24 protein-coding genes are annotated in these 22,229 nt (G+C 66.2%); 11 read left to right on the top strand and 13 right to left on the bottom strand.

All coding sequences use genetic code 11. The features are described 5' to 3' along the window. Positions 1–221 precede the first annotated feature (221 nt). From FHR95_RS17265 to FHR95_RS06070, 5 genes are all read right to left on the bottom strand, one after another. Positions 222–410, bottom strand: a complete 189-nt coding sequence (locus FHR95_RS17265) for a GDCCVxC domain-containing (seleno)protein (protein ID WP_425485269.1) — start codon at positions 408–410, stop codon at positions 222–224. A 20-nt stretch (positions 411–430) separates the two neighbouring features. Then, positions 431–940, bottom strand: a complete 510-nt coding sequence (locus FHR95_RS06085) for a MarR family transcriptional regulator (protein WP_183313721.1) — start codon at positions 938–940, stop codon at positions 431–433. A gap of 56 nt (positions 941–996) precedes the next feature. Beyond that, entirely contained in the window at positions 997–1,599 is a 603-nt protein-coding gene (locus FHR95_RS06080) for a methyltransferase domain-containing protein (RefSeq protein WP_221199219.1), read from the bottom strand. 177 nt (positions 1,600–1,776) lie between these two features. After that, the gene (locus FHR95_RS06075; protein WP_183313720.1) at positions 1,777–4,095 is read right to left on the bottom strand and encodes a heavy metal translocating P-type ATPase; all 2,319 of its coding nucleotides are present in this window, start codon (positions 4,093–4,095) and stop codon (positions 1,777–1,779) included. Between the two features lie 549 nt (positions 4,096–4,644). Continuing rightward, positions 4,645–5,139 carry a cupredoxin domain-containing protein gene (locus tag FHR95_RS06070; RefSeq protein WP_183313719.1) on the bottom strand — a complete coding sequence of 165 codons (495 nt, stop codon included), beginning with the start codon at positions 5,137–5,139 and terminating at the stop codon, positions 4,645–4,647. Positions 5,140–5,324: 185 nt separating this feature from the next. On the opposite strand from FHR95_RS06070, the gene FHR95_RS06065 reads away from it, so the two are divergent. The 4 genes from FHR95_RS06065 to FHR95_RS06050 all read left to right on the top strand — a co-directional run bounded on the left by FHR95_RS06065 (position 5,325) and on the right by FHR95_RS06050 (position 7,025). Then, a complete protein-coding gene (locus FHR95_RS06065; RefSeq protein WP_183313718.1) occupies positions 5,325–5,942 on the top strand; it encodes a Spy/CpxP family protein refolding chaperone in 618 nt (205 codons plus the stop codon). 117 nt (positions 5,943–6,059) lie between these two features. After that, positions 6,060–6,362, top strand: a complete 303-nt coding sequence (locus FHR95_RS06060) for a hypothetical protein (RefSeq protein ID WP_183313717.1) — start codon at positions 6,060–6,062, stop codon at positions 6,360–6,362. 73 nt (positions 6,363–6,435) lie between these two features. Next, on the top strand, positions 6,436–6,588 hold the full coding sequence (locus tag FHR95_RS06055; RefSeq protein ID WP_183313752.1) for a hypothetical protein: 153 nt from the start codon (positions 6,436–6,438) through the stop codon (positions 6,586–6,588). Further along, positions 6,585–7,025, top strand: coding sequence for a DUF411 domain-containing protein (locus tag FHR95_RS06050; RefSeq protein ID WP_183313716.1), 441 nt, complete (start codon positions 6,585–6,587; stop codon positions 7,023–7,025). The genes FHR95_RS06055 and FHR95_RS06050 overlap by 4 nt, the downstream gene beginning before the upstream one ends. Positions 7,026–7,393: 368 nt before the next feature. Here the strand turns inward: FHR95_RS06050 and FHR95_RS06045 are convergent, their stop codons facing one another. Continuing rightward, positions 7,394–8,335 carry a LysR substrate-binding domain-containing protein gene (locus FHR95_RS06045; RefSeq protein ID WP_183313715.1) on the bottom strand — a complete coding sequence of 314 codons (942 nt, stop codon included), beginning with the start codon at positions 8,333–8,335 and terminating at the stop codon, positions 7,394–7,396. A 119-nt stretch (positions 8,336–8,454) separates the two neighbouring features. Between FHR95_RS06045 and FHR95_RS06040 the strand changes: the two genes are divergently transcribed. From FHR95_RS06040 to FHR95_RS06030, 3 genes are all read left to right on the top strand, one after another. Beyond that, entirely contained in the window at positions 8,455–9,327 is an 873-nt protein-coding gene (locus tag FHR95_RS06040) for a pirin family protein (RefSeq protein ID WP_183313714.1), read from the top strand. Between the two features lie 81 nt (positions 9,328–9,408). Then, on the top strand, positions 9,409–10,035 hold the full coding sequence (gene ycaC / locus FHR95_RS06035) for an isochorismate family cysteine hydrolase YcaC (protein ID WP_040187742.1): 627 nt from the start codon (positions 9,409–9,411) through the stop codon (positions 10,033–10,035). 169 nt (positions 10,036–10,204) lie between these two features. Next, the gene (locus FHR95_RS06030; RefSeq protein WP_183313713.1) at positions 10,205–11,146 is read left to right on the top strand and encodes a pirin family protein; all 942 of its coding nucleotides are present in this window, start codon (positions 10,205–10,207) and stop codon (positions 11,144–11,146) included. Positions 11,147–11,310: 164 nt separating this feature from the next. Here the strand turns inward: FHR95_RS06030 and FHR95_RS06025 are convergent, their stop codons facing one another. Beyond that, positions 11,311–12,642 carry a glycosyltransferase gene (locus FHR95_RS06025; RefSeq protein ID WP_246378385.1) on the bottom strand — a complete coding sequence of 444 codons (1,332 nt, stop codon included), beginning with the start codon at positions 12,640–12,642 and terminating at the stop codon, positions 11,311–11,313. A gap of 199 nt (positions 12,643–12,841) precedes the next feature. On the opposite strand from FHR95_RS06025, the gene FHR95_RS06020 reads away from it, so the two are divergent. Together FHR95_RS06020 and FHR95_RS06015 are read left to right on the top strand one after the other, a co-directional pair. Beyond that, positions 12,842–13,213 (top strand): thiol-disulfide oxidoreductase DCC family protein, encoded by a 372-nt coding sequence (locus tag FHR95_RS06020; RefSeq protein WP_183313711.1) that lies wholly within the window; start codon positions 12,842–12,844, stop codon positions 13,211–13,213. An 86-nt stretch (positions 13,214–13,299) separates the two neighbouring features. Further along, the gene (locus FHR95_RS06015; protein ID WP_183313710.1) at positions 13,300–14,247 is read left to right on the top strand and encodes a GGDEF domain-containing protein; all 948 of its coding nucleotides are present in this window, start codon (positions 13,300–13,302) and stop codon (positions 14,245–14,247) included. Between the two features lie 131 nt (positions 14,248–14,378). On the opposite strand, the gene FHR95_RS06010 is transcribed toward FHR95_RS06015, so the two are convergent. After that, entirely contained in the window at positions 14,379–14,837 is a 459-nt protein-coding gene (locus FHR95_RS06010; protein WP_343065185.1) for a potassium channel family protein, read from the bottom strand. Between the two features lie 172 nt (positions 14,838–15,009). Here FHR95_RS06010 and FHR95_RS06005 point away from each other — a divergent pair, with 172 nt between their 5' ends. Further along, complete coding sequence (locus FHR95_RS06005; protein WP_183313709.1) at positions 15,010–16,593, top strand: thymidine phosphorylase family protein; 1,584 nt, start codon at positions 15,010–15,012, stop codon at positions 16,591–16,593. A 13-nt stretch (positions 16,594–16,606) separates the two neighbouring features. After that, positions 16,607–17,500: a ribose-phosphate diphosphokinase gene (locus FHR95_RS06000; protein ID WP_183313708.1), complete on the top strand. Its 894-nt coding sequence runs from the start codon at positions 16,607–16,609 to the stop codon at positions 17,498–17,500. Positions 17,501–17,566: 66 nt separating this feature from the next. On the opposite strand, the gene FHR95_RS05995 is transcribed toward FHR95_RS06000, so the two are convergent. From FHR95_RS05995 to FHR95_RS05975, 5 genes are all read right to left on the bottom strand, one after another. After that, entirely contained in the window at positions 17,567–18,817 is a 1,251-nt protein-coding gene (locus tag FHR95_RS05995) for a M20/M25/M40 family metallo-hydrolase (RefSeq protein ID WP_040187733.1), read from the bottom strand. 52 nt (positions 18,818–18,869) lie between these two features. Beyond that, positions 18,870–19,796: a zinc metalloprotease HtpX gene (locus tag FHR95_RS05990; protein WP_246378384.1), complete on the bottom strand. Its 927-nt coding sequence runs from the start codon at positions 19,794–19,796 to the stop codon at positions 18,870–18,872. 94 nt (positions 19,797–19,890) lie between these two features. After that, positions 19,891–20,481: an NADPH-dependent FMN reductase gene (locus FHR95_RS05985; RefSeq protein WP_183313706.1), complete on the bottom strand. Its 591-nt coding sequence runs from the start codon at positions 20,479–20,481 to the stop codon at positions 19,891–19,893. Positions 20,482–20,555: 74 nt separating this feature from the next. Then, entirely contained in the window at positions 20,556–21,644 is a 1,089-nt protein-coding gene (locus FHR95_RS05980) for an SO_0444 family Cu/Zn efflux transporter (protein WP_183313705.1), read from the bottom strand. 93 nt (positions 21,645–21,737) lie between these two features. Then, positions 21,738–22,187, bottom strand: a complete 450-nt coding sequence (locus tag FHR95_RS05975; RefSeq protein WP_183313704.1) for a GNAT family N-acetyltransferase — start codon at positions 22,185–22,187, stop codon at positions 21,738–21,740. Between the last annotated feature and the right edge of the window lie 42 nt (positions 22,188–22,229).

The raw sequence follows: 22,229 nt of genomic DNA, 5'->3' as shown, positions 1-22,229 counted from the left end.
GGGACGCCCCGTTCTCTGCGGCGGCGACACGATGTCCTCAATGAGGGCCCAGCCGTTGTCGGAGATCTCGTAGCGTCCTGCCATGGGTCACCTATGCTGCTTCGGCATCGACGACATTAGCAGATTCGACTTTTCGGACAAAACCTAAGTCTGTCGTCGCCTCACACTGCACACCGCCGGTCCGAGGGTGCGTTGTCAATGATGACCGCGAAAACGGAATGCTACTCGCAACACCCTGGCTGCGCCTGAACCGGCGGGCACTTCACCGAGCCGAAGGAACAGAACACACAGCAGTCGCCGGGCTTGGGTCGCAGCAGAGCCTTGCAGTTGCCGCATTCGTAGAAGAACTGGCAGGCGTTGGTCCGCATGGTTGCCTGCTGGGCATGGCCACAGTGGGGGCACGTCAACACGGACTCCAGTACGACGGTACTCACGGTTCCCCCTTCCCGGTGGCCTGGACGCTCAGCCTTACCTTGCCCTTATCGGCAAGGTGCCCAATAAGATGGATGGCGCTTGCCTCGCTGATGTTGAGCTGGGTCGCCAGGAACGTTGCATCGGCTTCGCCTTGGTCGTTCAGCACGGCGAGCGCTTCACGTTCCAGGCCTTCCATCCACTCGCCGAATAGGGTGTGAAGTTCGGGCGTGGCAAAGGCGGCCATCGACGTGGTCTTGTGCATGGCCGTCAGCATTTCTGAGCACATGCTCATGCACATGCCCATCATCTGCGGCATGGGGTTGCCGGCCTCACCGCCGGGCTGACTTTCCCTCTGTTCCATCATCTTCTGCATCATGGCCATGGGGTCTTCGCCGCCCGGGCCCATCTGCGCCCTCATCTTTTGCATCATGTTTTGCATCATGCCCCTCATCATCGGGTTGCAAGCGCAACCGTGTTCGGGCGGCGCGTCTTGGCTTGCCTGGGTGTCTTGTGCTTCGGGGTCCATATTGAACCTCCTGGTGACTGATTAGGGGGATTGGCCGACGATGGCTCACTCCTGAATCAGTGGGTACGGATGAAAACGGCGCCGTAGTGGTAGGGCGGCAGTTCGACCAGCCTCTCGAGCGTGAAGCCGGCCGGTTCGACGTCCGCTCGGGTGTGCTCCGGCGACATACGCATGTCTGTCTTGGGGCCCCGCGGCTGGCCGAGAACCGTCGTTTCCTCACGGGGAAGGGGGTACCAATTGACGATGGCGAAGCGGCCGTCTGGCTGTAACGCCGCCGCGACCTCTCGGGCCAGCGCCGTCTTGTCCGGCGCGCCGTGGAAGGTATTGGCGATCAGCACATAGTCGGCCGGCGCACTCAGCAGACGGCTCAGCGCCATGGCGTCTCCGAGCAGCCAGTCGCTATTCGGCATCCCCGCGCACGCCGCTTGCGCTTGTTCCAGCATGTCCGGATCGAGGTCGACACCGATGACGCGCCCCGACGCCACCTGCCGGGCGATGGCGGCGGTGAAATACCCATCGCCACAGCCGAGATCGACAACCGTCATCCCTTGCCCGATGCGCAAGGCCCTGACGACGCCATCAGGGTCGGGCCACAGGGCGTGCCACCAGTCCTCGTTCGGCATGGCCGTGGCGGGAAATAAGCGGTCTTGGGGCGTCACTCGAGGTCCTTATTCATTGCGGCACTCAAGGCCTGGTTCACACTTGTATCTTAGTCTGAATCCGCCCCCGAATATCTCGGCCCCGTGGCGATGGCGCCAACGGGGCGCTCTACTGCCTCAAGCGCTTGTGGGCGGGTGCCGACTCCCTGACGAGACACGGGCGACGCCTCAGGCGCGTCAGTCAGCAGAGGTCAGTTTCACCAGCCTGAGGCGTAGCGCATTGGTAATCACGCTCACCGAGGAGAGCGACATCGCCGCGGCGGCAATGATCGGCGACAGCAGCAGGCCGGTGAAGGGGTAGAGTATACCGGCGGCGATCGGCACCCCTGCGGCGTTGTAGGCGAAGGCGAAGAACAGGTTCTGGCGGATGTTACGCATGGTGGCCCGCGACAGCCGGTGCGCCTCGACGATGCCGGTGAGGTCGCCGCGCAGCAGGGTCACGCCGGCGCTCTCGATGGCCACGTCGGTGCCGGTGCCCATGGCGATGCCTACATCGGCGGTGGCCAGGGCAGGGGCGTCGTTGACGCCATCGCCGGCCATTACCACCACACGACCCTCGTCACGCAGGCGTTGCACCACGCGCCCCTTGTCCTCGGGCAGCACCTCCGCCTCCACCTCGTCGATTCCCAAGCGGCGCGCCACCGCCTCGGCGGAGGTGCGGTTGTCGCCGGTCAGCATGACGACCCGGATGCCGTCTGCCTGAAGCGCCTGGATGGCCGCCTCGGTGGTTTCCTTGACCGGGTCGGCGATGGCCAGTAGCCCCGCCAGGCGGCCGTCCACGGCGGCGAAGATCACGGTGGCGCCATCGGCGCGCAGCTGTTCGGCCTGTTCCTCCTGTTCGGCCAGATTCACCTCTTCACTTTCCATGAGCAGGCGATTGCCGAGTGCGATGCGCTGGCCGTCGATCTGGCCGGTCACGCCCTTGCCGTTGGGGGCGTCGAACTCCGTAGCTTCCGAGAGCGTTACGCCTTCCTCTTTGGCCTTCTCGACGATCGCCTGGGCCAGCGGGTGTTCGCTGCCGCGTTCCAGTCCTGCGGCCAACCTCAGCAGCTCGTGCGCGTTGACGCCTTCTGCCGGCTGCCACTCGGTCACACGGGGCTTGCCTTCGGTGAGCGTGCCGGTCTTGTCGACCACCACGGTATCGACCTTCTCCAGTCGCTCCAGCGCCTCGGCGTCGCGGATCAGCACGCCGGCCTGGGCGCCACGGCCGACCCCCACCATGATCGACATCGGTGTGGCCAGCCCGAGCGCGCAAGGGCAGGCGATGATCAGCACGCTGACCGCGGCGATCAGGCCGAAGGCCATGGGCGGCGCCGGTCCCCACAGCGACCAGGCGATGAAGGCTACCACGGCCACCAGGATCACCGCCGGCACGAAGACGCTGGCCACCTTGTCGGCTAGCCCCTGGATGGGCGCGCGACTGCGCTGGGCGCTGGCCACCATCTGCACGATCTGCGACAGCATGGTGTCACGACCCACCTTGTCGGCGCGCATGATGAAGGAACCCTGACCGTTGATGCTGCCGCCGATCACCTCGTTGCCGGCCTCTTTGCGCACCGCCAGCGGTTCGCCGGTGACCATCGATTCGTCGATGTTGGAGCGTCCCTCCAGCACTTCGCCATCCAGCGGCACCTTGTCGCCGGGGCGCACGCGCAGACGGTCGCCCACCTGGACGTGATCCAGGGAGACCTCCTCCTCGTCGCCGCTATCGTCGATGCGACGCGCCGTGGCCGGGGCCAGGTCAAGCAGCGCGCGGATGGCCCCGGAGGTTTTCTCCCGGGCACGTAACTCTAGGACCTGGCCCAGCAGGACCAGCACCACGATGACCGCCGCTGCCTCGAAGTACACGGCCACTGAGCCATCGGCCTGTCGGAAGGTCTCGGGGAAGATGCCCGGCACGATGGTCGCCAGCAGGCTGTAGACCAGCGCCGCCCCGGTGCCGATGGCGATGAGGGTGAACATGTTGAGGCTGCGGTGCACGATGGAGCGCCAGCCGCGCACGAAGAAGGGCCTGCCGGCCCAGACCACCACTGGCGTGGCCAGGATGAGCTGGATCCAGTTCGAGACCTGGGGCGCGATCAGGTGATCGAGGCTGACCACATGACTGCCCATTTCCAGTATCAGCACCGGCAGTGCCAGGGCCAGCCCGATCCAGAAGCGCCGCGTCATGTCCTTCAGCTCGTCGGAAGGGCCGGTATCGGCTGACACCGTCTCGGGCTCCAGCGCCATGCCACAGATGGGGCAGTCGCCCGGCCCCTCCTGACGAATCTCGGGGTGCATCGGGCAGGTGTAGATCGTGCCGGGCGGCGCGGGCTCGGAGGGCGTGTCCTGCTCCTGGAGGTACGTGTCTGGGGCCTCTTCGAACCTCTGTCGACACCTGGCCGAGCAAAAGTACCAGGTGTTTCCCTCGTGGGAGGCGCGGTGTTCGGTGTGGTGAGGGTCGACGTTCATCCCGCAGACGGGATCTGTCACTTCATGCGCGTGTTCCTGGGTCATGCTCCTTCCTCCCTGTTGCGGTTCCCCTTCGCATCATGCGATTGGCCATGGTGGTCGGCGGCGAGTCATCCGTCGTCGCGATGCTCTCCGTCAGCGATAGATTGCTGACGACGGCGAAGCCCCGCGCATAGATCACCACGCACAGGGCGATCGCCCCGACAAGGGTAAGCACTTCCTATCCTAGAACCCTTGGGTTACCCAAAGGTCAATCGGAACTTTTCATGTAGGGTGTCATGAGGGCGGCGGTGCCGATGAAATGGCGGGATGAGAGCCACAGGATAAGCGGGGGCAGGACCCGCCACTGCAGCAAGGGCATGAGGCCGGTCCCCAGTCAGGGCAGGGGGCGCCTGCAGGAACTCTCAGGGCACGTTCAGCAGAAACGTGAACGAGGCCACATGGCACTCCGGCCACAACAGCCATCGCCGTGGCCATCGAACACGCTTAGCGTGTCTTTCCGGTCGAGCAATGACAACAGTGCCGCCTGCCAGCGGCTAGGCGCTCGGCCAGCACGTCGTCCTCTTCGAGCAGCAAGCATTTCATGCGTCAGGCTCAGCCGCCGAGGTGGATCTCGCCGACCATCCCGGATTCGAAATGGCCCGGGATATTGCAAGCATAGATGAGCGTATCCACGTCAGCGGGTGCGGTCCATACCAGCGCCGCGGTCTCGCCGGGCGCCAGGGTGATGGACGGCATCTCACCGCCATGCGCGCCCTCCGCCATGTCATGACCGCCGTGACCATCGTGGCCATCGCCATGACCCTCTCCCATGGCTTGCATCATCTCACGGTGCTGTTTCTGTGCCTCGGCATCGCCGATCACGAACTCGTGTTGCAGGTTGCCGGTGTTGGCGACCAAGAAGCGAACGGTTTCTCCCGCCGTGATGTTGAGTTCTTCGGGGCCAAACCACATATCGCCCGCTTCGACCTGGACGGTACGGTCGACCTCGGCATCGGTCTTTGTAGAGTGAGAACCGGCATGCTCACCGGCAGCGAAGGCCGGGGCAGTAGCAAGGCTCAGTGCCAGGGTGAGCAGTGACTTGCGCATAATCCACAAACCTCTTCGATCGTTTCAGGGGAGCCTTCGTTATACGGCAGTAAGCTGAACTGAGACAAAATGCAAAACGCCTTGACCCTTGGGCCACCCCAAGGTTGTAAGCTCATAATGCAAGCTTGGAACACGCCCTCAGTTGGGAATGTGATTCTGCCACGGAAATGATGAGGAGAACGATCATGGCCAAGCAAACACGGATTCTTGCCATCGCACTGGCCGCTGGCCTGGGCATCGCGGCCAGTGGTGCGGCCACGGCGCAGGCCGGCATGGGCTCTGGCATGATGGGCTACGGCCAGGGCGGCATGGGGCCCGGCATGATGGGTTACGGCCAGGGTGGCATGGGGCCCGGCATGATGGGCTACGGCCAGGGCGGCATGGGGCCCGGCATGATGGGCTACGGCCAGGGCGGCATGGGGCCCGGCATGATGGGCTACGGCCAGGGCGGCATGGGCCTCGGCATGATGGGCTTCGGCCAGGGCGGCATGAGCCCCGGCATGATGCAGCACCTCGAGCCCGAACAGCGCCGCCAGATGCGCGAGCTGATGCAGCAGCATCGCTCCACCCAGTTCGAGCGCATGGGGCAAATGATGGACCTTCGTCAGGAGATGATGGAGGTGATGCACGCTGAACGTCCCGACCCCGAGCAGGTTCAGGCCTTGCATGGTCAGATGGGCGAGCTGCGCGGTGAGATGATGGCCGAGATGGTACGTATGCGCGGCCGCATGCTCGACCTGCTCACCGACGAGCAGCGCCAGCAGCTGCGGTGGGGGGCCGGCTCACCCAATAGCTCGCCGTGATAGCCCGTCACCCGACACCGGGCTGGGGTTAGATCAGCGAACCGTCTCTTGCCCTGGGTCATGTCGACCGACCCTGCATCCAGGGCAGAATGATACGGCGATAATGAGGACCTCCCCATGACCAGCAAGGCCAGCTACCCACAGCCCACTCGAGTTGCACGCCTGATGGCGCTGCTGCTCGCGGTACTGCTGGTCGTCAGCCTGCCTGGCCATGCGGTAATGGACGACAGCTGTGCCATCGACTGCGGCGCGCCCCAAGCCGAGATGGTGGATCATTCCAGCGCCGACTGTGGTGCCTGCGCGGCCCTGACCGCGGCCCCCGTCCTGCCCTGCGTCCCACCGGACGTCCTGGCCGACCTCGCCGATCCGGCTGTGATCGAGTTTATCGCCTCGCCACCTCGGTATCCTCCCAGAACCTGACGACTGCCGGTTTCCCGGTAACGACTTAGCTGCTCGTTATCGGCTCCCATTCTCACGTCAGGAACCACACCCTATGTACGCCAACGACTGCTTTGCCCTGATGGGCTCAATGGGCTGGATGGGCTGGCTGATGCCTCTGAGCGCCATGCTGCTGCTCGGCCTCGCTATCGCCGCCCTCGTCAAGTATCTCGTCACTTCGCGTCACTCCCGGGAGGATCGCTCATGAACCGCTTTGTCCCCACCCTGCTTGTCACTACCGGGCTGCTATTCGCCGCGGGCACCGCCCAGGCGGCCTTGCCCGATGAGGCGACCCTCTACAAGAACCCACAGTGCGGCTGCTGCGACGCCTATGCACGCCAGCTAGAGGCGCTCGGCGTTGACGTCACCATCGTCGACAACGTGCCAGTGGGCGAAGTCAAGGAACGCGCCGGCTTGCCCTATGGCCTGGGCTCCTGCCACACCATCGAGATGGGCGAGTATGTCATCGAGGGCCACGTGCCCTTCGCGGCGGTGGAGAAACTCTTTGAGGAGCGCCCCGACACCGATGGCATCGGCTTGGCCGGCATGCCCATCGGCACGCCGGGTATGCCTGGACCAAAGCAGGATGACTGGAATGTCTACCAGTTTCGCGCCGGTGAGGCTCAGCCCTTCATGACGCTTTAACGTCTCCAGGTGATGCCAACTGCCCGGGTGATGCCTCACCCGGGCAGAACTCTGTCGCCATGCTATAGCTGAATTCATGAAACCCAGGTTTCTTAGCTGTGCGGTGGGGTAGCAACCAGGGAAAGCAGCCATACTCGGGTCCGCTCTTGGCCGGTAGCAGCTGTGCGCAATATGGTCGTTTTCTTTACGCACGCCGAGCGCCCCTTCAGGAAGCCCTGTAGGGGCGGTTTCGCGTAAAGAAATCGCGTAAACCTGTCTACGTATAGGAAAAGTGGGGATTTTCTTATTGTACGAATCCGCAGACGTCATAGCCGCCGTGGGCGGTATCGTGGATGTCTATAGGGGGAGTCGGCATTTATCCACCAGCATCAAGAAGTACTTTGCGCGTTGATCAGCGCTTCCTGGGTAGCGAAGTCCTCCTCGGCGATCCGCTCGTCCAGGAAGTCGAGTAGCGCGCGCACCGCCGGCAGCAGACCCCGCCGCGAGGGGAAGACAGCATGCAGGATCCCACCCCTGGGCTCCCAGCCCGGCAGGACGTCGACCAGGCGCCCGGCCTGGATATCCCGAGCGCCCACCAGTAGCCCCAGCTTGACTACCCCTAGCCCTTCCAGGGCGGCGGCATGCAGGGTCTCGGCGCTGTCGGTGACCAGCCGCGGCCAGTGGGGGATTTGTGCGCTGGCTCCCTCTGGCCCCACCAGGTCCCAGCAGTGGCGATGGTCGTACTGTTCGAAGTCGAGGCTCGGCAACCCGGCGAGGTCCGCCGGGCTGCGGGGTCGTGTCCGCTCGTCGAACAGGGCAGGGGCGGCCATCAGCCGCTGCGGACTCGACGCCAGTACCTTCATGGTCAGGTCGCTGTCCTCAAGCGGCGGGAAGCGTACGCGGATCGCCAGATCGAAGCCCTCCTTGATCACGTCCACCCGCCGGCTGGTGGCCTCCACCTGAACCTCCACCTTGGGGCAGCGCGCCATGAAGCGCACCAACAGAGGCGTGATCAGGTAGTGCAGCACGCTGGGCGAGCAGCTCAGCCGCACCGTGCCCTGAGGCTCGGCATGATGGCGTTGGATCAGCTCCTCGGCGGCTTGCGCTTCCACCAGCATGGCCAGGCAGTGACGATAGTAGCCCTGCCCCAGCTCGGTGACCGAGAGGTGACGTGTCGAACGGTTGATCAGCCGCGTGGCGAGGCGCTCTTCAAGCTGGGTGATGCGCCGGCTCAGCTTCGACTTGGGAATGCCCAGGGCGCGCCCGGCCGGGGCGAAGCCACCGTGGTCCACCACCTGAACGAAATAGAAAAGGTCGTTGAGGTCCTGCATGCCTTCGTTCCATCAGTGAAACGCTGAGTGCCAATTTCAGCGTATACCGGCACCACTGTTCAAGGAGTAGGCTTCTTGCATCGGGAAGTGACCCTCCCTCGTCATGACAGGAGCCGACGATGAAGAAGATCCAGGCAGTATACGGTGCCCCACGCGGCCATTGGGTCGGCGACGGTTTTCCGGTGCGCTCCCTGCTCAGCTACGACCGCCTGGGGGCTGAGCACATCAGCCCGTTCCTGATGCTCGACCATGCCGGCCCACATCGCTTTAGCCCGACGCGTTACCGGCGAGGCGTGGGGGCTCATCCCCATCGGGGCTTCGAGACCGTGACGCTGGTCTACCAGGGAGCCCTTGAGCACCGCGACTCGGCGGGGCATGGCGGCCAGATCGGCGAGGGTGATGTCCAGTGGATGACCGCCGGCGCCGGCATCGTCCACGAGGAGTACCACGCTCCAGCCTTCGCCGCAGGGGGCGGCCTGCTGGACATGGTGCAGCTGTGGGTCAACCTGCCGGCCCGGGACAAGTCCGCCCCGCCGGCCTACCAGACCCTGCTCGACAGCGATATCCCCCGAGTCGACCTGCAGGGCAATGCCGGCCAGCTCAGAGTGGTGGCGGGCAGCTATCTTGATCGGAAAGGCCCGGCGCACACCTTTACCCCCATCAATGTCTGGGACCTGCGCCTGGTGGCCGGCGGCGATGTGCGGCTCGACGTCCCTGAGGGCCATACCACCCTGCTGGTCCTCCTGGAGGGCACGGTGCTGGTCAACGGCGAGCGTATCGTCCGCGACGAGAGCGTCGTCGCCTTCGAGCGTCGCGGTGAGGCCCTTCACCTGGAGGCCAACAACGACGCCAAGCTGCTACTGCTGGGCGGTGAGCCCATCGACGAACCGGTGGCCGGCCAGGGTCCCTTCGTGATGAATCACGAGGCCGAGCTCCACCAGGCCTTTGCCGACTTCCAAGCCGGGAGGTTCGGCAACCCGAGAGGTGCATGAATCGACTCATGCGTCTAGTCCTGCCCGGCGATGGTCGTCGGGCAGCCCCTGACTGCCAACGACAGCGAAAGGAGAATGACCATGTCCTTTACCTACAATCGGCTCGACAAGGATAACGTGGCCCTGCTGATGGTGGACCACCAGGCCGGCCTGCTCTCCCTGGTGCGCGACTTCAGCCCGGACGACTTCAAGAACAATGTCCTGGCCCTGGCCGATATCGCCAAGTTCTTCGAAATTCCCACCATCCTCACCACCAGTTTCGAGGATGGCCCCAACGGCCCCATGGTGCCGGAGCTCAAGGAGACGTTCCCGCAGGCGCCTTATTTGGCCCGCCCGGGGCAGATCAACGCCTGGGACAACGAAGAGTTCGTCGCTGCCATCAAGGCCACCGGCAAGAAGCAGTTACTGATCGCTGGGGTGGTCACCGAGGTGTGCGTGGCCTTCCCGGCGCTCTCGGCCCTGGAGGAAGGTTATGAGGTCTTCGTGGTCACCGACGCCTCTGGGACCTTCAACCAGACCACCCGGGACGCCGCTTGGGATCGTATGTCCCAGGCCGGCGCCCAGCTGATGACCTGGTTCGGCGTGGGCTGCGAACTGCACCGTGACTGGCGCAACGATATCGAGGGCTTTGGCGGCCTGCTGGCCGGCCACCTGCCCGCCTACGCCAACCTGATGCAGAGTTATAATCAGCAAAGCCAACTGAACTAAGGCGCCGACCCGATACGAACCCATGGCGTCGGCCACGCGACACGCCTCGAACAGGCACCGCTGACTGTCTCGACGCTATGGGTAGCGCGCCGAGGGCCCGGCCCTGGCACGGCTCTTCAAAGCCTATGCGAGGGCCGGTCCCTTCTTTTCCCACCAGGAGCGCTAGACCATGAGCAATCTCGTCAACCAACGCGAACTTGCCCGCTCCCTCGACTGCCCCATCATCGACGGCCAGCGCCAGGTGCAGCACGTCACGCCGCATAGCGCCGAGGTGGGCGGCATCCCCGTCAACCGCGCCTTGCCCCGCCGCCAGCGCCGGCTGATTGGCGCCTGGTGCTTCTTCGATCATATCGGCCCCGCCGACTTCGCGGCGGACGATCCCGGCCTTCGGGTCGGCCCCCATCCGCATATCGGCCTGCAGACCTTCACCTGGATGCTCGAGGGCGAGCTCCTCCACCGTGACAGCTTGGGCACCGCCCAGGTGATCCGCCCCGGCCAGGTCAACCTGATGACCGCCGGCCACGGCATTAGCCATACCGAGGAGTCGCTGTCAGACGAGGCGACCCTGCATGCCGCCCAACTGTGGATTGCCCTGCCTGAGGCGGATCGCGCCACCGACCCGCGCTTCGACCATTACCCAACCCTGCCCAGCTGGCAGGAGGAGGGCACTGAGCTGACCCTGCTGGTGGGCGAGTTCGCCGGATATCGGGCGCCGACCCTGACCTTCTCGCCGCTGGTGGCCCTGGACCTGGCCAGCCCACAGGGCGGCCCGTTGCGGCTGTCGCTGCGCGAGGACTTCGAGTACGGCCTGGTCGCCCTTCAGGGGGATCTGGAGATCGAGGGCGACACCTTCGCCACCCATGAGCTGGCCTACCTGGGCCGCGGCCGCGACGAGGTGACAGTGACGCTGCCGCCCGGCAGCCGGGTCTTGTTGGTGGGCGGCGAACCCCTGGGCGAGGAGATCCTGATCTGGTGGAACTTCGTCGGCCACAGCAAGGCGGAGATCAGCGAGGCCCAGCGCGACTGGGAGGCCGAAAGCTCCCGTTTCGGCAGCATTCCCGCGTTCGACGGCCCGCGGCTGACTGCGCCGCCACTGCCCTGGACGGCCTGAGCCTCTGCTCGCCTCTGGTCGGAGGCCCCATGAGCGCTACCTGCAGGCCGATACCGACTCGCGGGATGTTCTGGGGGTCGTGGCCATGGAGAGGGGCCGGATCGTGGGCAGCCTCTTCTTCTCGAGGCTGACATTTGAGTCCCTGGTCGGTGTCCCACGCTGTGTCACGACGTTCGACGATCCCGCCTACTGGTGAGGTACATCGTCACCAGCTCGGCGGCTTGGGTGTCTTCGTGCCACCGGGCGGCGTGGATCTGGCCGCGGCGGGCAAGCCTCTCGCGCAGTGCCGGGTCGCTCAGTACCCGGTTGACCTTGGCGGCGAAGTCATCGTGGGTCTCCTCGGCAATCAGGCAGCCTTCGCCATCCGCCAGGATGTCGCGGGTGCCCATCACCGCGGTGGAGACCACGGGCGTGCTCAGGGCCAGGGCCTCGAGCAGTACCAGGCCTTGGGTCTCGGTACGCGAGGCGAACACGAAGGCGTCGGCGGCGCGGTAGGCGGCTTGCAAGGGGCCGTCGCGATCCAGGTAGCCCAGGAAGTGGACCGACTCGCCAACGCCCGTCGCCCGAGCCTGCCGGGCCAGCGCCGCTCGCGCCGGGCCCTCGCCGGTAATGACCAGGTGCGCATCGGGATGCTGGGCCAGTATTCGCGGCAGCAACGCGATCAGAAAGCCGATGTTCTTCTCATGGGCGGCGCGTCCCACGTAGAGCAGTAGCCGAGCCGTCGGCGGCAGGCCGTAGCGGGCACGGAAGTCGTCCGTCGTCTGGGGTTGAGTGAACGCCTCGAGGGCCAGGCCGGTGGGAATGACCGCCATGGGCGCTGTCACGCCATAGCGGCTCAAGACATCACGCATGGCGAAGGAGGGCACGACCAGGGCATCCAGCTGGTGGCACTGGCGTACCGAGAGACGCCGGGCCACGAAGCGCAGCCAGCGTCGCGGCAGCCAGCGCACATAGTGGTGCAGGTACTCCTCGAAGAGGGTGTGGTAGGTCGCCACCACGGGAATGCCCAAGCGCTCCCCCAGGGCGATGCCGGCGCTGTGCGCCACGAAGGGCGTGTGCACGTGGATCAGATCGAATGCCTGGGCCAGCAGCTGCGGGGCCAGCGCCAGCACCTCGCGATAGCGCATCATCCGGTCCTCGGGATCGCCGGGCACGCCGCGGGAGCCAATGCGCAGCACGTCGGGCCGATCCGTCTGACCCACCGGATAGGCGGGGCAGATCAGCGTCACCGAATGGCCGAGGCGCTCCAGCGCCGCGCAGAAGCTGGTAATGGAGGTGGAGACCCCGTTCACTCGCGGCAGGTAGACGTCCGAGATCATCAGGATCGTCAGGGTGCGGGTCTCGGCGCCAGGTGCGGCAGTCGCAGCCCGCGAGGGCGAAGTGAGTCCTCGCTGCGTATCGCATTCGGCCTGACGTTGCAGGCTCAGCGCGTTACCCTGGGCCAGCCGCATGAGGAACGTCTGTTCGGCTGCGCTGAGCGGTTCGCGGTGGGGCATGCCGGCGGCCTCCATTGGCACTTTTACCGAGCTTGGCGCGCAAGCGTGACAGCCATGTGTCAGGTCAGCTTTTCACCGCTGGAGACAAGGGTTCTCCATCTGCTCGGGCAAGGGGCTCGCGGCGTCTGGCATCCTGCGTTGAACCTCTCGCGGCCGAACGGCGTCTGCCGCGGTGAGCCACGTCAGAAAGGAGACCCCCATGTCCGATCTGCCACCGCTGAAGGTCTACTACGATGGTGCCTGCCCCATCTGCCAGCGGGATCGTGCCCGCTACGAACGCTGGGCGGGGGAGGCCGGCGACCAAGTGGCATGGTGCGATGTGAACGAGCACCAGCAGACGCTGGGCGAGAAGGGCGTCGACCCTGAGGCCGCGCTGCTCTCCCTGCATGTGGAGGAGGAGGGCGGGTCGATTCAGGAAGGGATCGACGCCTATATCCTGCTGATGCGCCGGGTGCCGCGCCTCAAGCCGTTGGCTTGGCTGGTCGGCCTGCCGGGAATCAAGCCCGCGCTGCGCTGGTATTACGACCGCTGGGTGCGGCGTCGCCTGGCCCGAGAAGGACGTTTGCCCTGAGGTCCAATGGCTATCGCCGATTCGGGCTGCCATAGTGGACTCGTCCATCCACGCTGGCCCATGGCCTTCATGCCCTCGAGCCTCTCATGACCCGCAAGTTGCCTACCCTCCAGGTTTCCGAGAACACCACGGCGTCGCCCGGCGCCGAGGATCTGCTGCGTATTCTCGATAGCCTGGATGCGGCGGTCTATGTCAGTGACATGCACTCCCATGATCTGCTGTTCCTGAACGCCTATGGACGTCAGCAGTGGGGCGAGCCGGACGGGCGCAAATGCTGGCAGGTGTTGCAGGAGGGCCAGAGCGGGCCCTGCGAGTTCTGCAACAACCCCCGGCTGCTCGATGCTCAGGGGCGGCCCGGGGCTGCCGTAGTGTGGGAGTTCCAGAACACCCAGGATGGTCGCTGGTACCAGTGCCGCGACCAGGCCATCGTGTGGAGCGATGGGCGTCTGGCGAGGGTCGAGATCGCTACCGATATCACTGAGCGCAAGGCGCTGGAGGATGCCCTAAAGGCTTCGCATCACCGCGTCGAGCGGCTGGCCTACCGCGATGAGTTGACCCAGCTGCTCAATCGACGTGCCTTCTTTGCGGCCTGCCGTGAGCAGCTGGCGTGCCTTCCGGCCGAGCACGTTTTCGCCGTGCTGCTGATTGATCTCGACCACTTCAAGGCGATCAATGATGCCCATGGTCATGCCGCGGGGGATCATGTCCTGCGCGAGGTGGCCCGAATATTCCGGGCTGAGCTGCGCGACAGCGATATCCTCTGCCGCTTCGGTGGCGAGGAGTTCGCCCTGGCGCTGCCGGGGACTTCCTTGAGTGATGCCACGGCGCTGGCTGAACGCCTGCGTCTGGCGCTGCATGCGTCGCCATTCGCCTATGCGGGGCAGTCCATCCATGGCACGGCAAGTATCGGGGTGGCGGCGGCCTCCTGTGGCGAGGTAAGCCTGGAAAACTTGCTCAAGACGGCCGACCAGGCGATGTATCGCGCCAAGCGCCAGGGGCGGGACCGGGTCTGCACGGCCTCGGCCCAGGAGTAGCTTCCCGCCTCTCCCGTATTCGTGGAATACCTTGTCGCCTTATGCCATCAGAACGTATGGCCAGCCGGTGACATCGTGGGATTGCCTCTTCTCCGGGTCTGGCTCAGCGCGCTCGACTCAGCGCTCGCGGCTCAGCGTTCGCGCCGTGACCAGTGGCGCTGCATCTCGAGGAAGGTAAGCGACGCCGACCAGGTGATCAGCATGAAGCCGAGCAGTGCCTCGGTGCCTGCCATGAAACGAATCGGCCCGGTGGGGAAGAGGTCGCCATAGCCGACCGTGGTAAAGCTGACCGCCGAGAAGTAGACGTAGTCGAGGAAGTTGACGGCGCCGATGCCTGACAGGCCTCCAGCCAGCGGGTGCTCTCCGAGCAGGGCCATGGCCACGGCGAACAGCCAGATCTCGGCAATATGGGCGGCGAACAGGCCGAAACTCAGCTTGAGGAAGCGCCGACGCAGGGTGCTGTGTGAGCGCTCCAGGCCTTGCCAGAGCCGTAGCGAGACCTCGTAATGCAGCAGCACGCAGGCCACGACGGCGATCAAGGTGATGGCCACAGCCCAGAAGTGGCCGACATCCAGGGTAGCATCGAGCACGTGCGGTGGTCCTTCTGCCGAGATACCGCAAGCCTATCGCGATCGCGTGACTGCCGTCACGGCCCGAGCCGTGCCGAATGACGCTCTGGCGGGGCGCTGCTAGGATGGACCCATTCGTCACCTGCGTGACGCGAGGTCGGCAGGCCGGCAGGCCGTCACAAGGAAGACCGCCATGACGACGACTGATGCCACTCGGGCGGAAGCCCTGGATGATACCCTCTCGCCGCTCTCTCTCAAGCGGGTCGGCATCGACACCTACCGCGAGAACGTGGCCTACCTGCATCGCGAATGCGACCTCTATCGCGCCGAGGGCTTCCAGGCGCTCTCCAAGGTGGAGGTCCGTGCTAACGGCCAGCGCATCCTGGCAAGCCTCAATGTGGTGGACGATGCCACTATCGTCGACTGCCAGCAGCTCGGCCTCTCCGAGGACGCCTTCGAGGCCCTGGGCGTGGCGGAGGGCCATCCGGTGAGCGTCTCCCAGGCGGAGCCCCCGGCCTCGATTCCCGCCCTGCATCGCAAACTCGCCGGCGAGCGGCTGTCGCGCGATGACTTCCGGCACATCATTCGCGACATCGCCGAGCTGCGCTACTCCAAGATCGAGCTGACCGCCTTCGTGGTGGGTTGCGATCGCGGCGAGCTCGACCGTGAGGAGGTTTTCTACCTGAGCGATGCCATGAGCCGGGTCGGGCGCCGCCTCGACTGGCACGAGCATCCGGTGGTCGACAAGCACTGTATCGGCGGCATCCCGGGCAACCGCACCTCCATGCTGGTGGTGCCCATCGTCGCCGCCCACGGCCTGCTGTGCCCCAAGACCTCGTCGCGAGCCATCACCTCACCCTCGGGCACCGCCGATACCATGGAGGTGTTGGCCAATGTCGACCTGCCCTTCGACGTGCTGGGCGAGATCGTGCGCACTCATCGCGGCTGCCTGGCCTGGGGCGGCACCAGCGAGCTGTCGCCGGCCGACGACGTGCTGATCTCGGTGGAGCGCCCGCTCTCCATCGATTCGCCGGGCCAGATGGTCGCCTCCATTCTCTCCAAGAAGGTCGCCGCCGGTTCCAGCCACCTGCTGCTCGATATCCCCGTTGGCCCCAACGCCAAGGTGCGCTCCATGCCCGAGGCACGCCAGTTGCGCCGGCTCTTCGAGTTTGTGGCCGGCTGCATGGGCCTGACCCTGGACGTGGTGATCACCGATGGCAGCCAGCCGGTGGGGCACGGTATCGGCCCCGTGCTGGAGGGCCGCGACGTGATGCGAGTGCTCACCAACCACCCCGAGGCGCCCATGGATCTGCGCCTCAAGGCGCTGCGTCTGGCCGGGCGGATGCTGGAGTTCGACCCCGATGTGCGCGGCGGCGCCGGCTTCGGTATCGCCCGCGACATCCTCGATGACGGCCGGGCGGCCGAGAAGATGCGGGCGATCATCGAGGCCCAGGGGGCCAAGCCCTTCGATCCGGACAATCCGCCGCTGGCCCCCCACAGTTTCGAGGTGCTGGCCGTGGCGGACGGCGTGGTGACCGGCATCAACAATCTGCAGCTGGCACGCATCGCCCGCCTGGCGGGGGCTCCCAAGGCGGCGGGGGCCGGCGTCGACCTGCTCAGACGCATCGGCGACCCGGTGACCCGGGGCCAGCCGCTCTATCGTGTTCATGCCGCCTATCGCAATGAGCTGACCTTCGCCCATCAGGCCACCGAGCGGGACCCCGGCATCGCTATTGGCGGGCCCGACGAGATCATCCGGCTCAACGTCGAGTTCTGAACAGGGAGGTTCGATGACGCGCGCGCTGCTGTATTTTCTGGACGAGGAGGCCCCTGCGCGGCGGCTCGCCGCGGCGGCCGACCTGCCCGCCCAGGCGGTGGAATGCCACCGTTTTCCCGACCAGGAGCTCAAGCTCACGCTGCCCTTCGCCGAGACCGGGAAGTTTCCCGACACCCTGGTGCTCTATCGCAGCCTCGACCGGCCCAACGAGAAGCTCATCGAGCTGCTACTGCTGGCGCGTCATGCCCGCCGGCAGGGCGTTCAGCGCCTGGTCCTGGTCGCGCCCTATCTCGCTTACATGCGCCAGGATATCGCCTTCCACCCCGGCGAGATCGTCAGCCAGACCATCGTCGGCGGCTTTCTCGCTGAGCTGTTCGATGCCGTGATCACTGTCGACCCGCACCTGCACCGCATAGAGCGCCTCGACCAGGCGATCCCCCTCGACTTCGCCATCGCGCTCTCCGGCGCCCCGCGCCTGGCCGAGCTGATTGCCGAGCAACGCCAGGATCCCCTGCTGCTGGGGCCGGACGAGGAGGCCCTGCAGTGGGTCCGCCAGGCTGGCGAGATGACCGGCTTCGATGTCGGTACCTGCCACAAGACTCGCAACGGCGACCGCAACGTGCAGGTCGAACTGCCAGACATCGCGCTCGCCGGCCGCCAGGTGGTGCTGATGGATGACGTGGCGAGCTCCGGTCACACGCTCGCCCGCGCCGCCGAGGCGCTGCTCGGCGCCGGGGCAGCGTCCGTGGACGTGGCGATCACCCATGCGCTGTTTGCCGATGACGCCCTGGCGGTGATCCAGGCGGCCGGGGTCGGCGAGGTGTGGAGCACCGACTGCATCGCCCACGAGAGCAACACCATTTCCATGGCGCCTTTGCTGGCTGAGGCGCTCGCCGGGCTCGGCTAGCGTTGCCAAACGCAGCAGGGCGGGCCCGAGGCCCGCCCTGCTGCATGCCTTCAAGCGCGTACGCGGTTACTTGTCGGTCTTCTCGGGCTTGTCGCTGCCCTGGTGCGCCAGCGGCCCGGCCTGGTCGAGGCGCGGGTGGTTGTTGCGGAATTCCTGGTGCGGGTTCGGCAGGGCGTCCAGCGCCTTCACGGCCCGGGTGATGACGTGAATCGCCGCCAGCACGTCCTTGGTGTAACCGGTCTCGGAGATGGTGTGCATGTTGCGGATCGGGAAGCCGATGGAGGTCGCCGCGCAGTCCACCGAGGCGAGCACCCCGGCCATGCCGTCGGTGCCGGTATCCACGCCGACGATGTCGCGCTGCATGGGAATGTCATGTTCCCGCGCGGTGGTCTCGATGATCCGGTTGAGCTGTTCGCTGGCGATGGCGCCCACCGACATGGTGAAGCCCTTGCCCATTTCCAGCGGCTGCATGCGCCGGTCACCAATACCCGGCGCGGCCACATAGTCGTGGTTCACGTCCACGGCGATGATCGCATCGGGGCGCAGTTCGCCGGCCATGACGCGGCTGCCGAAGCGGCCGATCTCCTCGTAGCTGGCGATGGTGAACAGCACGCGCACCTGCTCGGTGCCGCCCGCCTCGGCAATCAGTCTGGCCACCTCGGCGGTGACGAAGCAGCCCAGGCCGTTATCCAGGTAGGCGCCGTAGAAGGTATCCGGGCTGAAGCCGGGGCGGATGGGCCGGTCGAGGATGATCGAATCGCCAGGCCGCACGCCCAGGTTCTCGACCTGCTGCTTCTTGTTCTCGCCGTGAATCTGCAGGTCGAGATAGATCTGCTCCTTCTTGATGCCCTTCTCGCCGGAGCGCTGCGCGGGGTCGGAGAAATGGATGGCGCCCAGCGCCTCCACGGTGCCGCCGTCGATGCGACGGTAGCGGCCGGGGGCCTCGGGATCCTCGCTGAACAGCGTGACCTCGTGGCCAATCAGCACGGTGGGCAGGAAGGAGTCGGTATTGATCCAGATCTTGCCATCCTCGCCGATCGAGCGGACCTGCATGCGGATCTTGTCGGCATGGCCGATGATCATCACCTTGAAGAGGTCGTCGCGGCCCGGGTGAGTGTCCAGCACCACCCCGGCATGCCCCATGAACTGCTGCAGTTGCCAGTCGGCGGGCGCGAAGCTCTCGAAGTGCGGCTTGAGGACGCCATAGGTCATGGCGCCCTCCAGCCCCACCGGGCTGGGCGCCGACAGGATGCGACGCATCAGGTCGAACTGCGGGTTGGGCATGGGGCTGTTCCAGGGCTTCGACGTATCGCTCATGGTGTGCTCTCTCGTGTGTCAGTCAGTGGGGGGTATAGCAAGGGGCGGCGCCTCAGCGCCGGCGGCGTATCCAGTAGCGCCGGGCCACGGGGCCCGGGCGCTCGATGATCTCCGCTGGCGCGTGGGCGTCGTCCTCGAGGTCTTGATGCAGGGAAGCTTCCGGCGGCTCCTTGAGGCCCGCCAGCCGGCGGATGCGCTCCTCGGTCGGCGGGTGGGTGCGCAGCCAGTCGAGTCCTGCCGGCGGATGACGGCCGAACAGGGTCTCCAGCCAGCGTCCCTGGTGGCGCTCCAGGGTGTCCAGCGCCGAGGCCAGCCCATCAGCATCGCCGGTCAGGGCCACGGCGTCCAGATCCGCGGTGTACTCGCGATTGCGGGACAGGGCCAGCTGCAGCAGGGTGCTCAGGCTGGGCGCAAAGGCCACCACCAGCAGCATGCCCCAGGGCAGGCGAATGTCGCCGGCCAGAATCATGGGCACCATCAGCAGCAGACTGATCTGCAAGACCGTGGTTAGCCACAGGGTGAGGCGGGTCATGGCCGCGGCCATCGACATCACGCGCGTGTCACCATGCTGCAGGTGGCTCACCTCGTGGGCCAGCACGCCGGTCAGCTGGCGCAGCGTCAGGGTGCGCAGCAGGCCCTCGCTGACGGCAATGCCGCCGTCCTGCCGAGTGCCCACGGCGAAGGCGTTGAGGTCGGACGAGGGGGCATAGAAGAGCTGTGGGGGGCTGGTCAACCCGGCGCGATGGTAGAGGGCATCGAGCAGCCGATAGAGCGTCGGCGCCTGGTGGCGGTCGAGCAGGCCGGCCCCGGCCTCGGCGAGGATGTAGCGTGCCGGCACCCAACTGCTGGCGAAGGCCACGGCCGTCACCACGCCCAGGCTGACGCCGACGCCGAGGCCGCCAGCCAGCAGGTAGCCGGGCACGCTCAGTACCAGCGCCAGGCCCCCCATGATCAGCAGGGTCTGCACGCTGTTCTGCATGCGGCTTTGCCAGGATCGTTGCGTTCCGGTGGGCATGGCGTCCCTTGGGGGTATCAGGCGTGGATGGCAGGCGCGATGGCTAGCGGGGTGGGCGTCAGCCGTGCAGCCGGTGCAGGCTGTCGATCAACCGCCGGCAGATGGCATCCAGCTTTTCCATCTGCGCCTCGTCGCGCAGCCGGCCGTTCTCGTCGAAGGCCTCCATGGCGCGGGCCACGGCGAGCTGGTCAGGCAGCATCGTCACCCCGATGTTGGCCAGCAGCTGGCGGGCCAGCGCCAGGCTGCGGATACCGCCCAGTCCGCCGGGTGAGGCAGACACCAGGGCGGCCAGCTTGCCCTCGAAGAGCGCCAGGCCGCTCTCGCCCTCATGAGGGCGGGTCAGCCAGTCGATGGTGTTCTTGAGCAACGGGGTAATAAAGCCATTGTACTCCGGCGAGGCGATCAGCAGGCCCTCGTGGTCGGCCAGGCCGCGACGCAGTACCAGGGCATTCTCGGGCAGTCCCTGCTCGGCCTCCAGGTCGCCATCATAGAGCGGCATGGGGTGGTCACGCAGGTCGATAAAAGTGGGCTTGCCACCCAGCAGCTCGATGCGCTCGGCGGCCAGGCGCGCCAGCGCCTTGTTGTACGAGCCGGCGCGGCTGCTGCCGGCGAAGACCAGAATGCGGGGGTGGGGCTGGCGGTCCGTCATAGGGGCTCCTTCAGACAATATTGCTTTCGTGGCCGGGGCTTGCTCGTCGTGAGACCCCTGCCCGGGCGATACATTCAGGCCAGGCGGGGCAGGTGGCTGGCGAGCGCGCGGCGCAGCGGCTTGACGGCCAGGCCGACCAGTACGATGAGCCCCAGCCACTCGATCCAGGCCGGCAGCAGTTCACCTACCGTTTCGATCTGGCGGGTCACGTCGAGCTGCCACCAGCGTGCCACGGCATCCACGCCCAGCCCCAGCAGCACGGCGCCCGCCAGGATGCCGGCGAGATAGGCCAGCAGGGCCCGGTTGCCCATCTCGCGGCGGAAGACACCCAGCGTAGCCAGGCTGGTGACCGGCGCGGCGACCAGGAAGACCAGCACGGTGCCGGGCGAGACGCCGGCCAGCAGTAGCCCGGCGGCGATCGGCGTGGCGGCAGTAGCGCACATGTAGAGCGGTATCCCGATCACCGCCATGAGTAGCATGGCCCAGAGACCGCTACCGAGCTCGCCCAGCTGCTGCGGTGGCACCAGGGCGATCAGTACGCCGGCGACCAGCAGGCCCACCAGCAGCCACAGGCTGATATCGTCGAGGATGTCGGTGAAGGCGTAGCGCAGCCCGCCGGCCAGGCGGGCGCTGAGCCTCTGTGCCGGGGCCCCGTTATTAGCCTCTGACGTATCATTACAGCCGCTGGCGCAGCCGCTTCCGCAGCCACTCTCGGTCTCGTCCTCGCTCCCGGAGGCCTGCACGGTGCCGGCCGGTGCGCTTGCGGGGGCCGTTCGGCCCACCAGCAGGCCGGTGACGATGGCGGTCAGCACCGCGCTGATGGCCCGGGCCACGGCCATGAAGGGGCCGAGCAGGGCGTAGGTAATGGCCAGGGAGTCCACGCCGATGCCCGGCGTGCCGATCAGGAAGGCGGTGGCGGGGCCACGCGAGGCACCGCCGCGATACATGGCCAGCGCCGTCGGGATGGCCCCGCAGGAGCAGAGCGGCAGCGGGGCGCCAATCACCGCCGCGCGAGCGATGCTGCCCAGGCCTTGGCCGCCCACCCAGCGGTTGAGCAAGGCCTCGGAAACCAGGGCCTTGATCAGGCCGGCCATCACCAACCCCAGCAGCAGCCAAGGGGCGGCGGAGAGGGCGACGGCCAGGATGGCGTTGAGCAGGGACATCGGGCACTCCTCGGGGGGGAATGATCTATTCTGGGGCTGCCGGTTACCCCTCCGTCAAGCGTGCTGCACGCCGGGGGCGCAATGCGCGCCCCGTTACCCCCGTATCTCGGCGATGACCTCGCCGGTCTCCTCGCTCATTCCCGCCTCCTGGAAGCCGAAGCTGGCGTAGAAGTCCCGGGCGACCTGGTTGGTGGCCACATAGCAGATCGCGATCCGCTCGAAGGGGCCTTGCGCCCGGATCTCATCCAGCACGCACTGCATGGCCCCGTACCCGATGCCCCTTCCCTGATGGTGTCGGTCGATCATGAGACGGAAGATGTTGTAGGCCGGCGGCCGGTCGTCGTGGTCGAAGGATTCGTACATGAGAAAGCCGACCACCTCCCCGTCGCAATAGATGGCGCGAGGCCGGTAGGTCGGATGCAAGCTCGATTCGGCAAGGGAGTAGAGGTTGTCAGCGACATAGCCACGCTGTGATGCCGCGACCTCCAGCGCAATGACGGCCTCGAAGTTCTCGCGGGTGACGTCCTTCAGTGCTATGTCCATCGACTGCTCCTCCCGTTGGGGGCATGACCCGCTGCATGGGGT

Origin of the sequence: Halomonas fontilapidosi (assembly GCF_014192285.1) — a bacterium.
Taxonomy (GTDB): Bacteria; Pseudomonadota; Gammaproteobacteria; order Pseudomonadales; family Halomonadaceae; genus Halomonas; species Halomonas fontilapidosi.
This window is presented reverse-complemented; position numbering and strand designations above follow the sequence as displayed.